At 43.5% G+C, this 12,869-nt stretch carries 8 protein-coding genes; 3 read left to right on the top strand and 5 right to left on the bottom strand.

The genetic code is table 11. The annotated features are described in order from the left end of the window. Window positions 1-5: 5 nt before the first annotated feature. On the bottom strand, window positions 6-1,823 hold the full coding sequence (locus HDC92_RS18660; RefSeq protein WP_183876643.1) for a DUF4153 domain-containing protein: 1,818 nt from the start codon (window positions 1,821-1,823) through the stop codon (window positions 6-8). 157 nt (window positions 1,824-1,980) lie between these two features. Between HDC92_RS18660 and HDC92_RS18655 the strand changes: the two genes are divergently transcribed. Both HDC92_RS18655 and HDC92_RS18650 read left to right on the top strand, forming a co-directional pair. Beyond that, window positions 1,981-4,773 (top strand): outer membrane beta-barrel family protein, encoded by a 2,793-nt coding sequence (locus HDC92_RS18655; RefSeq protein WP_183876642.1) that lies wholly within the window; start codon window positions 1,981-1,983, stop codon window positions 4,771-4,773. Between the two features lie 5 nt (window positions 4,774-4,778). Continuing rightward, window positions 4,779-5,549, top strand: coding sequence for a GLPGLI family protein (locus tag HDC92_RS18650; protein ID WP_183876641.1), 771 nt, complete (start codon window positions 4,779-4,781; stop codon window positions 5,547-5,549). Here HDC92_RS18650 and HDC92_RS18645 read toward each other — a convergent pair. Both HDC92_RS18645 and HDC92_RS18640 read right to left on the bottom strand, forming a co-directional pair. After that, window positions 5,546-6,241: a response regulator transcription factor gene (locus tag HDC92_RS18645; protein ID WP_012780382.1), complete on the bottom strand. Its 696-nt coding sequence runs from the start codon at window positions 6,239-6,241 to the stop codon at window positions 5,546-5,548. The genes HDC92_RS18650 and HDC92_RS18645 overlap by 4 nt on opposite strands. After that, the gene (locus tag HDC92_RS18640; RefSeq protein ID WP_183876640.1) at window positions 6,238-8,082 is read right to left on the bottom strand and encodes a sensor histidine kinase; all 1,845 of its coding nucleotides are present in this window, start codon (window positions 8,080-8,082) and stop codon (window positions 6,238-6,240) included. Before HDC92_RS18640 ends, HDC92_RS18645 begins: the two co-directional genes overlap by 4 nt. Before the next feature lie 134 nt (window positions 8,083-8,216). Between HDC92_RS18640 and HDC92_RS18635 the strand changes: the two genes are divergently transcribed. Further along, entirely contained in the window at window positions 8,217-8,924 is a 708-nt protein-coding gene (locus HDC92_RS18635) for a hypothetical protein (RefSeq protein WP_036675069.1), read from the top strand. Here the strand turns inward: HDC92_RS18635 and HDC92_RS18630 are convergent. Together HDC92_RS18630 and HDC92_RS18625 are read right to left on the bottom strand one after the other, a co-directional pair. Continuing rightward, window positions 8,917-10,101, bottom strand: coding sequence for a PepSY-associated TM helix domain-containing protein (locus tag HDC92_RS18630; RefSeq protein WP_183876639.1), 1,185 nt, complete (start codon window positions 10,099-10,101; stop codon window positions 8,917-8,919). The genes HDC92_RS18635 and HDC92_RS18630 overlap by 8 nt on opposite strands. Before the next feature lie 5 nt (window positions 10,102-10,106). Further along, window positions 10,107-12,539, bottom strand: coding sequence for a TonB-dependent receptor (locus HDC92_RS18625; RefSeq protein WP_012780378.1), 2,433 nt, complete (start codon window positions 12,537-12,539; stop codon window positions 10,107-10,109). Between the last annotated feature and the right edge of the window lie 330 nt (window positions 12,540-12,869).

Below are 12,869 nucleotides of genomic sequence, written 5' to 3'. Positions count from 1 at the left end.
ATTGACTACTTTAACCCAATCAGCAGGTAACCATTGTAATTTAGCCATCTTGTAAAGTCTTCCTCATCACCTGTATTGAGGGTACTGTTGAGGGAAGTGATGCAAAGTTTAATTTCCATATTGCCCAGCTGATGCGTTAAAGAAAGGCTGTCCTGCGGCAGGTAAGCATAGCCCGTATCGTCGGGTTTGCCTTTTAATTTACCGGCCTTATATTGGGCCACCGCAGCTTTGGCCATTTTTCTGACATCAAATTCAACTGCAGGTGCTGTCCCTACCTTCAACCTCAGGTTACCATACTGCCTCACCTTTTCAAGCTCCAGATTGATGTTGTTTATTTTAAAGGTCTGTTTGTCGGTATAATTTTCAACTGCAATTACATAATCATAACCTTTAACCTGTACCAGGTTTTCTGTTTCGGGTGCAAAATGCCGGTTGTCTATGTTTGTGCTGTAGCTATTGTCTGTAATCTTCAGCAGTGCAAATGCGGTATCCGTTTTATCACTTTTTAAAGTATAGCGCGATTGGCTTCCCGCTTTCAGTTCCATTTTACTTTCCAGTGCCCTTAAGTCTACCCGGGTAAAAGGCTGTAAAGCACTCAGGCCATGCCGCTCTACCAGGTAACGCACAACCGATGCACGCTGGTCTGTATCTTTTTTAACCTTAGAGGCCATCAGCTTTTTTAAGCGGGCCAGCTGAGAATATTCAGAGACCGAAAAAGCACTCTGTGGCCCGTAAGTAGTTAGCAGTGCCAGGATACAAAGGCTTACCGGAATAATTTTGATGTTCTGCTTTTTGCTGACCAGGAAATAAGCCGTAATAAAAGTAAGCCATACCGCCAGGATGATCAGGATATACCTGGATTCGGTAATGCCATAATTGCCTACCCTTTTCCACACTGCCAGTAAAAGCAATACCACCAGGGGCAACATCATCACGTAAAAGAACCTGGAAAATAATTTCATCCAGCCGTTGCCCTCCTTTTCCTTAATGGGATAAATGAGCAGCAATGATAAAATGCCAAATACGGCATAACCGAGGATCAGCGTAGAGACCAGGCCTTTAGGCAATTCCCACAAAAAAATGATCTTGATCTCGTATACCAGTAAAATGGCCAGATAAATGGTCATTAATGGAATTAGCACATATTGGGTAAATATTTTAAGGCCTTTAGGATAGGTTTCTTCAGTATCGGGCCCTTCAAAACTTTCAGGCACACCAGCCAGGAAAAAAATGGTCATAAATCCGGCGGTTACCACAGCAAACAACCGCATATAAGTTTGCCAGCCAATCTTTACACTAAACAGGCCGTCGATAGCCACCAGCGCAATGGCCAGCCCTGCAAAAAGTACGGCTGCATACAGGGCAGCGGTAAGAAACCTCAGGAAAAGTGATTTATTATACTGCCAGAAACCATTTAAATTGCCATGCCTGATAAAAGGGGCAAAAGCGACCAGCAGGTGAAAGGCAAAAGCCAGCAGGGCAATACGGTAAGTATCGGCCAGGTAAAAATACGGGTTCAGTAAAAAGTACAGGCCGGTACAAATCAGGACCATCAGCAAACGCAATCCCCATTGCTTTGCCCGGCTATAATGGTTTACCTCGGCATACAGATCGGCAGCCAGCAATAAGGTCAGGCCCAGGTTGCACATGGCAATAAACTCTATCAGCTGCTCTTCTATAGGTTTAACGGCCCCGGTAGGGTTTACCACAATGCACCAGGCCAGTGTAGCCGTTATAGAAAGTAACACCTGTAAAGGAAACCGGGAGATGACCCTAAGGAAACTTAACCATAAGGAATGTACAGAAGGCAATTTGAGTTTCATGAGGATAAATAGATAAAAGCGGTTAACTATTGTCTTTATAAAAGTAGCAATATTTAAGCTAAGGACAGGATTACAAAAAAATTAACAAAAATTAACAATAAAAATTTCTATTACTAAAGTTTTAGTTATAACTTTAGATTAAACCACACCTAGCCAAATGAAATTAATTGCTCTGATTGCCCTATTCTTATGCCTTGTTCTGAAAGTTTCTGCCCAGCAAGGTTATGCTGTTAAAGGTTCTGTTACAGATAGTATGGCCACCTATAAGCTGGTGAACACCACTATTACGGTATTAAACCAACAAGATTCTACCCTGGTAAAGTTTGGCAGGGCCGATGCTGAAGGTAATTTTTCCTTAGCAACGCTGCGTCCCGGTAAATTTATTTTACTGGTTACCTACCCCGGATATGCCGACTATGCCGAAGATTTTACCTTGGATACCGCGCATGCAGTTAAAGACTTTGGCAGCCTGAACATGATCCTGAAATCAACATTGCTGAATGATGTGATCATCAAAGGAAAAATAGCCGCCATCAAAATGAAGGGGGACACGACCGAATTTAATGCAGGTAGTTTTACCGTACGGCCCAATGCAAGGGTAGAAGACCTTTTACAGCAACTGCCCGGCATACAGGTAGACAAAGACGGGAAAATTACGGCCCAGGGACAAACGGTGACTAAAGTTTTGGTGGATGGGGATGAATTTTTTGGGGATGACCCGACCCTGGTAACAAAGAACCTGCGGGCCGATATGGTAGATAAAGTACAGCTTTACGATAAAAAAAGCGACCAGGCCGTATTTACTGGTATAGATGACGACAAAACCGAAAAGACCATTAACCTGAAGCTAAAGGAAGACAAGAAAAAAGGATACTTTGGAAAAATAGATGCCGGCGCAGGAACGGATGATTTTTACGGTTTGCAGGGCATGTTCAATGTTTTTAAGGCCAAACAAAAATTCTCGGTCTACAGTACGCTGGCCAATACCGGAAAAACCGGACTTAGCTGGCAGGACAGCAGAAAATACAATTCGGGTACAACAGTAGAGTTTAGTGATGATGGCGGCATGATGATTACAATGGGGGGCCGTGGTGATGAGCTGGAATCTTATGACGGACGTTACAACAATGAAGGTATCCCTCTGGCACGCACTGGTGGACTGCATTATGACACCAAATGGAATAAGGACAAACAAAGCCTCAACACCAATTATAAAATAGGATCGCTGGGGGTAAAGGGCACCAAAAATACGCTTACCCAGAACAACCTGCCTGATGGGATCTTAAACAGCAATTCCGATCAGAACTTTGACAATTACATTTTCAGGCAAAAGCTGGACCTCAGTTATTTTGCCAACCTTGATTCTGTATCTACCTTAAAAATATCCGTAGATGGCACACTCAAAAATTCTGAAACAAACTCCGAATTTAATTCCAGCAGCACAAAAGCAGGCATAGGCCTGCTCAACACCAGCGAAAGGAACCTGAGCAATGATGGGAAAGATCAGCTCTTTAATATGAGTGCTTTATATACCTTAAAATTTAAAAAACCCCGCCGTACTTTTTCGGCAAACATGAGCTATTCCCTCACCAAAAACTCCAGTGCCGGCTTTTTAAATTCTGTAAATACCTTTTTTAATGAAACAGGCGGGCAGGACAGTGTCAGCCACATCAACCAGTACAAGACCAATGATGGGATAAACTCGGTATTAAATACCAACCTCACTTATACCGAACCGCTTTCTAAAAGCCTTGCCCTGGTGTTTAATTACGGCCTGGGCTTTAATAATGGGACATCCGACAGGAAGTCTTTTAACCAGGCAGGCAGTGGAAGGTATGACCTCCTGGATACCTTATACAGCAACGATTACGAGCTTAACCAGCTTACCAATCAGCTGGGCGCAGTTTTTAACTACAAAAAGAACAAGACCACCATCAACTTTGGCACAAAGGCAACTGCAGTACGGTTTAACCAATATGATGTTTATCATGACCGGAACTTTGACCGGAATTTCATCAACTGGAGTCCACAGGCATCCTACCTGCTCAAGATTTCGCAGCAGGCAACATTTCGTTTCGCCTACAACGGCAACAATACCCAGCCCCAGCTAAGCGATATACAGCCCATACGCGTAAACACCGACCCCTTAAACATTACCATAGGTAACAAAGACCTGAACCCATCATTTTCAAACCGCTTTAACCTGAATTACAATTCTTATAAAGTGCTCAGCGAACAAGGCCTTTATATCGGTGCTTCTTTTGGTTTTACCGGCAATGCCATTGTAAGCAATATGACCACTGATGCGGCTGGTAAAAACACTTATCAATCCATCAACCTGAGTAGCAAGACGCCCAAGAACTTCAATTTTTATTTTGGTGGCGACCGGAAAATCAAATCGCTGGACCTCAGGATAGGCCTTGGTTTAAACGCCTATGGCAATACAGCTTATAATTACATCAACAAGGCCCTGAACGAGGCCGAATCCTATAACTTTTCGGGCAGCTTTTCTGTATCCAGATGGGACGCAAAAAAATACAGCTTCAACATCCGGATCGAGCCGGGTTACAATACCAGCCAGTCCTCTTTACAGCAACAGGTGAACAACAATGGCTGGAACTTAAACTCCAGGGCCGGGTTTACCCTGTTCCTGCCGGCTAAATTTCAGCTGAACACCGATGCCGATTATCAGTTTACAGCAGCAACGGCCTCATTTGACAACAATTTTGAACGCACCATCTGGAACGCGTCCATCCGCAAAAAATTCTTTAAGGAAGAGAACCTGACACTGGAAATTAAAGGCAACGATTTGCTGAACCAGAATACCGGCCAGAGCAGAAGTGCCTGGAGCAACAGGATCATCCAGAACAGTTATACCACTATACGGCGGTACTTTATGTTCTCTGTAATCTGGGATTTTAATAAAATGGGCGGATCAGTTAACAAATAAGCATTATGAAACACATACCTGCACTAATTATTTACCTGTTACTGGCCATAGGACCCATACAGGCACAAAACGTAAGGTTTACCAACCAGGGCGTAATCGAATTTGAGCGTTCTGTAAATACCCATGCCATTTTAAAAAAGATGGTAGGAAACCAAAGCAACAGCTACCTTTCCGATGCTTATGAAAATTACAAAAGAACCCAGCCACAGTTTAAAAAACTAAACAGCACCTTATATTTCGCCGGGAATCAAACACTTTTTAGCCCCATTGCCAACGAAACTGCCGGGAGCAACTTTATCCAGATCCCTTTTGGTACACAAGACAACATTACCTATACCGATCTGACAACGGGTTTGTTTACCTCACAAAAAAAAATTTTTGAAGAAACCTTTCTGTTGAAAGATACGGTCAGAAAGATCAACTGGAAATTAACCGGAGAAATGCGCAACATTGCAGGTTACGAATGCCGCCGGGCAAATGCAATTGTTGCCGACTCTATCTATATCGTTGCTTTTTATACCGATAAAATCCCGGTTTCAGGTGGCCCGGAGTCTTTTAACGGTTTACCGGGGATGATACTTGGCCTGGCTATACCCCATGAACATGTAACCTGGTTTGCCACAAAAGTAACAGACCGGCCGGTTACCGACAATGAGCTTAAGCCCCCTGTTAAAGGGAAGCCCAAAGATCGGAAAGGTCTTCAGGAGGCGGTAAGCACTTTTGCAGCAAGATCGGGCAATTGGGGAAGGTATGCATTAAAAACGTTGATCCTTTAATTTACCAACAGCTTGTAGCCTTTGCCGTGGACGTTTAAGATCTCGACTTTGGGATCTTCTCTAAGGTATTTCCTCAGTTTGCTTAAAAACACGTCCATGCTGCGCCCGTTAAAATAATTGTCATCGTGCCAAATGCTCAGCAATGCTTCTTCACGGGTAAGCACTGCATTCTTCTTAAGGCAAAGCAGTCGCAGCAGCTCGGCCTCTTTGGTAGATAATTTTTGCTGCAGCCCATCATAATGGATCAGCTGTGTGGTATAATCGAAAGTATAATCTCCGATCTGAAATTGTGTTTGTGCCGGTCCCGGATCAGTGTGTTCTTTTACAGCTACCCTTTTTAACAATGCATTGATCCGCAGCAGCAGCTCCTCAATCCTGAAGGGCTTGGTGATGTAATCATCACCGCCCAGATCATAGGCCGATGCCTTATCTTCCATCATGGCCTTGGCCGTAGCAAAAATAATGGGCACCTCCTGATTGATCTTCCTGATTTCTTTGCCCAGGGTAAAACCATCCTTTTTGGGCATCATGACATCCAGGATGCAAAGGTCGAATTCCTGTTTGCTAAATGCTTTGAGGCCTTCTTCCCCATCTGCACATAGCACCACATCAAACTTGCCCTTTAATTGAAGGTAATCCTGTAAGAGCAATCCAAGATTGGGGTCATCTTCTACCAATAGTATTCTTTTCATTTGCTGTGGTTATGGTTTAGCGGTAAATTGATTTCAAAGGTAGTTCCTTTATCTTTTTCACTCTGTACTTTTATAGAGCCGTTCATTTGCTCGATGATGTCCTGCACATAGTTAAGCCCAAGGCCAAAACCTTTTACATCGTGCAGGTTACCGGTTGGCACCCTATAAAACTGGTCAAAAATACGTTTGCTGTGTTCTTTGGTCATGCCAATACCTTCATCGGCAATTTCAATGTGCAATGCTTTGTCAGTATTCCTGGTGGTGATGGTAATTTTAGGATTTTCCGAACTGTATTTATTGGCATTGTCTACTAGGTTATAAAATACATTGGACAGGTGCAGCTCATCACCCAAAATAACTGGCTGAAGGGCTTCCAGGTTTAAGGTTACCCGGGCATTTTTCTTTTGCAGCTGCAGGTTCATGCTGTCTACCACCGCCGTGATCAGGTCGTGGATATTCACTTCCTTATGCTCCAGTTTTAACTCTTTCTTTTCCAGTCGTGCAATGCTCAGCACCCTTTCTATATGGTTACCCAAACGTACATTCTCATCATAGATAATTCCGGCGAGCCTGCTGATGCGGCTTTTATCCGCTACAACCTCCGGATCCTTAAGGGCCTCACTGGCAATCATAATGGTGGCTACGGGTGTTTTAAATTCATGGGTCATGTTGTTGATAAAGTCCGTCTTCATTTCAGAAATCTTTTTCTGCCTCAGAATGGTGTAAATGGTATAGGCAAAAATGAAGATCAGCACCAGCAACAATCCCGCAGAAGAGGCCATCGTTACACTTAGATTAGCAAATATGAGTGAGTTTTTATTTGGAAAATACAGGTATAACATACCCGGATCGCGGATTACAGAATTAAAAAGTGTTGCTTTATAGGTATTTTTAGGTAATAATTCTCCGGTCGTGTTGGCCGCTTTCCGATACACCAGGGAATCCTTTTGTGCCAGACCAACCCAGAAATCATATTTGAGTGTAATGTTCCTGTTCAGCAGCTCCTTCTTGATGAGGGTATCCAGCACATCTTTAGCAATCATTTTACTCAGCGGCACATTGGCATCGCGCATCTCCTTGGCCACGTCCTGCAACAGGATATCGGCCCCCGGCTTCATTGGAATGGTATCGGACATCAACCTTTTCAAGCCTTCATCGTACTTCCTTTTGGCCAGGTTATCTTCCAGGATAAATTTCCTTTCCAGTTCAGCACTCACTGTTCTTACACTGATCAGCACATTTTTCCCGGTACCGGGATCAACTGCCAGGTAATGGATACTATCTGGCAGTTTAGTTTGCGCTACATTAAAAAGCTTTGGCCTTTCCTGTACAAAGGTCGATTTGATCTGTCCGGCAACTACATTTCCAAAAGCATCAAGCCCAACATTTACGTCTACATGCACCGGCGATTTATTGGGATTACCCAGATCGGAGGCAGCACGAAATTCATCTTCAGAGATCAGGATGGGATTGGCGTATGACTTTCTGATCTCAAGATCGGTCTGGTTCAGGTCGGCAACAATGAGCCGCTGCCGTTCCAGTACGCGCTTTTGCGCTTCTTCTTTAAAGCGGTCCTTATATTCTACCAGCTGTTTGGCCTGGTCCTGCACCTCGGCCTTCCTTTCCAGCTCCATTTGCCTGTCCTTCCTGCTGATGTGCAAGGCTGCATTGCGTTTTTGTACTTTGGTAACCACCGCATTTAATGCCTGGTTCACATCCTGTTCAAATAGCTGGGAATTTAGGTTATAAGCCTGCCTGATGTAATACAATTGCATTACAAACACACCGAGCAATGCTACGGTCATGAGTCCGGTAATTAGCCAAAGGCTCCTTTTTTTCATTTACTATTCATCAAAAATAAAGAAGCAGATACACATAAGTCCTTAATTTAACAAATTTTAACACGCTCCTGATGCTTAATTGTTATATTTATAATGCCTTTTGCCCCAGTATTAAAAGCGATGGCCCAAAGACCATGAAATTATTGTTGTTTACTGTACTGATCTGTAGCACTGCATTTTCCAAATTAAACGCGCAAACCACAGCTGTTAATGGGGCCTGGCAACTGAGCGAAGGCAATAAAACACACCAGCTGCTGTTTAGCGACGGCTTTTATTTTCACACTGTATACCAGGGAAAACAGTTTATCATGACCCAGGGCGGCAACTATGAAACAAAGGGCAGCAAGCTGGTCTGCACTTCCTTATTTAACAGTGCCGATTCTACTAAGGTGGGTAAAATAACCGATATCCCCTTTAACCTTACAGCAAACGAGCTGTCGCTGGATGTTCCGGAAGGCCAGGTGAGTTTTGACCGTGTAGACGACAGCAAGGCTCCGCTTGCCGGACTTTGGCGCATTACGGGCCGCATGGCTGATGACGGAAAAATTACCCCTCTCCACCAAACAGGCACCAGGCAGACCTATAAAATGCTGACTGGCACTAAGTTTCAATGGGTGGCTATTGATCCTGCAAAGAAGCAGTTCTCGGGTACCGGTGGTGGCTCCTATACCTTTAAGGATGGCAAATACACCGAAAACATTGAATTCTTTTCTCGCGACAACAGTCGTGTAGGCGCAGCACTGGTATTTGATGGAAAGCTGGAAAATGGCGACTGGCACCATAGCGGTCTGAGCAGTAAAGGGGCTAAGATTTACGAGGTTTGGCGCAAGAATACTAAATAGCGGCTTTTTTCTTTTTACCACGCCCCCACCAGATGATAAAGCCGGTAATGGGTAAACTGGCGGCAATTAAGCTGGCAAAAAAGGCCAGTATTTTCCCTGGCAGGCCCAATACCACCCCTACATGGATGTCATAGTTCATGCGGATGAGCTTTTCGCCATTGTTCTTGTCCTTAAAGTTTTCACGGCCAAGCAGTTTCCCGGTAAACTGGTCAAACTGCAGGGCATCCACATCGTAATAGTTTTCTTTGCCGCGGTAGCCAAAAGCACGGATCACAGCGGCTTTACTTTTCCCGTCTGGGGCAGACAGGGCAATTCTTTTTGCATCCGGAAATTGTTTCCTTGCGGTTTCAAAAGCAATATTTAAAGGTTCCTTTATGGCCACAGCTGTAGAATCAGAACTTAAACGGTTTGGTTTTGGAGGTGTTATAGATTGTGAAGCCACTACATAGACTAGGGTCTGGAACCATTTCATGGCCCATACCATTCCGGTAAGTGCCAGCACCAGTGTAATCAGCATGGCATAAAAACCAGGCACATTATGCAGGTCGTAATTGAGTCGTTTAAACTTAGCCTTCCACTTAACTTTAAAACTCTTATTGAGATTGTTCCTCTTCAGGTTTTTAGGCCACCATAAAATCATTCCTGTAATCAGCATTATTACAAAAACAAGGGTGCTGTAGCCTACTACAGGCTGTCCGTATTGGGTATTCAACAACAGGCTCCAGTGCAGATATTTGACAATGACAAAAAAATTCTTCTCATAATCCATGATACCCGTTACCTGACCTGTATAGGGATTGATGAAAGCTGATTTATAGGCTTCTACTGTACCAAAAAAAGTTAAGGCCTTATCGTCCCCTGCTTTATAATACATAAACTCCCAAGCTTTTTCGGGGTCGGCATAAGTGGTTGCAGTTACATTCGGACTATTCAATGCTTTTTCTGCAATCTGTTTCAATTGGGTAAGCGGCAGGGCAACGGCATTTTTGGGTGGCTTTACATACAACTGATCGCTGTATATGACATCAGAGATCTCTTTCTGAAAAACATAGAGACAGCCCGTAACCCCCAGAATAAAAACCACAAGCCCCGAAGCCAGTCCGAGCCAGAGGTGCAAAAAGCCGGCTACCTTTCTGGTCCGGCTTTTTGGTTTTTTATTTTTTTTTTCAGCAAGCACACCAATTAAAATTTGAAGGAAATATTGGCAAGAAAGCTTCTTGGTTGCTGCACCTCTACCGTTGTCCAGCCTTTAAAATATTGCTTATCGGTCAGGTTGTCCATTTTTAAGCCAATACGGAATTTCTGCATGTTATAAAATAAGGAAGCATTCAATACCGTATAGGCAGGCAATGTAAAATCGCCTGTGGTTGTGGTACTGGTAATTATATTTTTGCCGGCGTAGTTACCACCAAAACCTGCACCAAAACCATTCAGCACGCCATAAGGCACTGTATAACTCAACCAAAAGTTAACCAGGTCTTCCGGCCCCGCACTTACCGGTCTTCTCCCTTCAATAGTTGGACTGGCTTTGGTCATTTTACTATCGTTATGGCTATAGCCCAGCACTACATTAAAGCCTTCGGCAGGATTGGCGGTCAGGTCAAATTCATAGCCTTTGCTTTTTTGGGTACCATCCTGTACGGTATAATTACGTGATGTGCCATTATCTGAAGCAGTTAAACTAAGTGGCATATTGTCGACAGCAATATCATAATAGGTGGCCGTAAGGCTTAACCTGTTGCTGAATACATCTAATTTTACACCAGCCTCAATCTGGTTCGCTTGTTGCGGTTTAAGGGCACTATCTTCGAAAACACCATTCCTCAGTACTATGGCATTCCCGGAATTTTTAAACCCGTTCATATAATTCGCAAAAACAGACACCTGATCAGGCACAACCTGGTAAACCAGGCCAAATTTAGGTGAAAACGCTGTTTGCAGGTAAGCACCAGTATTTGTAGCGGCAACGTAATTGTCTGTCCCCTGGTTATGGAAACGGTCTACCCTTAAGCTGGCCATTGCCAGTAACTGTTCGGTTATATTCAATACATCGGATGCATATACACTATATACATTCATCACATTGCTGCTTTTTGAAGATGCTCCGGTACTGGCTGCTATTTTGGTAATCAGCCCCGAACGGTTGAACTTGGAATAATTGGCATTGAGCGAGGTAAGGTCATTCGTCTGCAGCACATCATAAGTCACATAAGGAGAATTGTTATTGATGTTGTGCTGGCTCAAAAAGTCTAAACCAATTACCAGGCGGTTCCTTAAGTTACCGATTTTAAAGTCACCGATAAAATTCTGCTGTGCGGCAATGGCCGTACTGGTTGAGTTCTGATAAGCGGCCAGCCTGCTCAGGTCAGTATCTGTAGCACCCAGAAACATCACATATTGATAATAGCCATCAGACTGGCGGTAACTGCGCGATAAATTCGTTTCCGAAACCCATTGGTCATTTATTTTATAGCTTGCCTTTCCACGGATATTCACGGCAGGTGTTTTAACCGTAATGTCATTAGCCGTAAAAGAGCGGTTCCAATCGAAGTTCAACTCCTCCGGTGTACGTGCAATCAATTGCCTGCCCCTGTTCAAAAACACCATTAAGGGGTTGGTGCCTTCATAGCTGTAAAACTCAGCATCCAGGTTTAAGGTCAGCTTATCTGTAGCATGGTATTCAATTGCCGGAGCAAAGTAAAACGACTTTCTGAAACCTGCATCCTGAAAACTGTTTTGCGTATGATAAGCGGTATTAAAACGGGCAAGCAGGGTTTTGTCTTTATTTACAGGGCCGTATACATCAGCCGTAAGACGGCTCAGGCCAAAATTACCAGCTGTATAACTTATTGATCCGCCTAAAGTATCGAGTGGCTTTTTGGTAATGATATTGATCAAACCACCAAAACTGGTTAAAGTACCCCCAAACAGTGCCCCCGAAGGACCTTTGATCACTTCAATTTTTTCAATACCAGCAGGGTCCAGGTCACCATTGGTTAAACCGGCCACCCCGTTAACCATAGTTGGCTGTATGGTAAAACCACGTAAGGAATAATAAGCAGCCCCATCACCACCACGACCGGTTGAGGTCCATAATTTATCCAGCCCGGGCGAATTCTTCAAAGCATCGTTAAAATTGGTCACCAGCTGATCGGCAAGCAGTTCCTTTGAAATACTGGTATACACCTGCGGGTTCTCCAGGTTTCTTAAAGGCATTTTAGCTACCGTTTCACTTTTTCTGGCTGCAAATTTATTTTTACGCCCTTCAGAAATGTTTACTTCATTAAGGCGGGCATTGGTTTCATTCAGCGAAAAATTCTGTTGCAGTTCTTCCCCGGCTCCTATACTGATCCTTTTTTCCTGATAGGAAAGCCCGATTGCCGACACTTGTATGGTGTAATCACCAGGTGCCACATTACTGATTTTATATTCACCTTTTCCATTGGTGGCATCTCCAAGCTTTCTGCCTTTCAGCTTAACAGAAATCCCTTCGGCCGGTTTTCCTTCAGCAGTTACTATCTTTCCTTTAATTGTAGCTGTCTGCTGGGCATCGGCTGTAAGTGAACAAAGCAAAAAGAGCGCGCAAAAATTTAAGAGGTGTAGAGTTCTTTTCATATTACATTGTTTGGACTGATTCTAAACAGCAGCAAATCTATGTAAAAGGAACATTACAATGCAAATTATTTTTAATTATTCTAAATAAAGGGTTTGCCTGCTACCTTGCTATCAGTTGCTCAATACCTTGGTTGTACCTTGTTCGTAAAAAGCACCCTTTTTATGGGCCAGGTGTGCGCAAGCTACGAGCAAAATACGCAGCAGGCCGAAGCAAGACAGATTTTAGGAATAGACATGTCTTATCCGTTTATAGCTATACAGGTTAATGAATTAATTTCAATCTGGTTATACACCCAGTATTTTTATTTTTATTTGAGTTATACACCCTAA

Source organism: Pedobacter sp. AK017 (assembly GCF_014200825.1).
In the GTDB taxonomy this organism is placed as follows: Bacteria; Bacteroidota; Bacteroidia; order Sphingobacteriales; family Sphingobacteriaceae; genus Pedobacter; species Pedobacter heparinus.
Note: the sequence above shows the minus strand (reverse complement) of the source record. Positions and strands in the feature narration are given on the sequence as shown.

Excerpts from the sequence above, each read along its gene's own strand:
- HDC92_RS18660 (WP_183876643.1), bottom strand. The coding sequence starts at position 1,823 with ATGAAACTCAAATTGCCTTCTGTACATTCCTTATGGTTAAGTTTCCTT.
- HDC92_RS18655 (WP_183876642.1), top strand. The coding sequence starts at position 1,981 with ATGAAATTAATTGCTCTGATTGCCCTATTCTTATGCCTTGTTCTGAAA.
- HDC92_RS18650 (WP_183876641.1), top strand. The coding sequence starts at position 4,779 with ATGAAACACATACCTGCACTAATTATTTACCTGTTACTGGCCATAGGA.
- HDC92_RS18645 (WP_012780382.1), bottom strand. The coding sequence starts at position 6,241 with ATGAAAAGAATACTATTGGTAGAAGATGACCCCAATCTTGGATTGCTC.
- HDC92_RS18640 (WP_183876640.1), bottom strand. The coding sequence starts at position 8,082 with ATGAAAAAAAGGAGCCTTTGGCTAATTACCGGACTCATGACCGTAGCA.
- HDC92_RS18635 (WP_036675069.1), top strand. The coding sequence starts at position 8,217 with ATGAAATTATTGTTGTTTACTGTACTGATCTGTAGCACTGCATTTTCC.
- HDC92_RS18625 (WP_012780378.1), bottom strand. The coding sequence starts at position 12,539 with ATGAAAAGAACTCTACACCTCTTAAATTTTTGCGCGCTCTTTTTGCTT.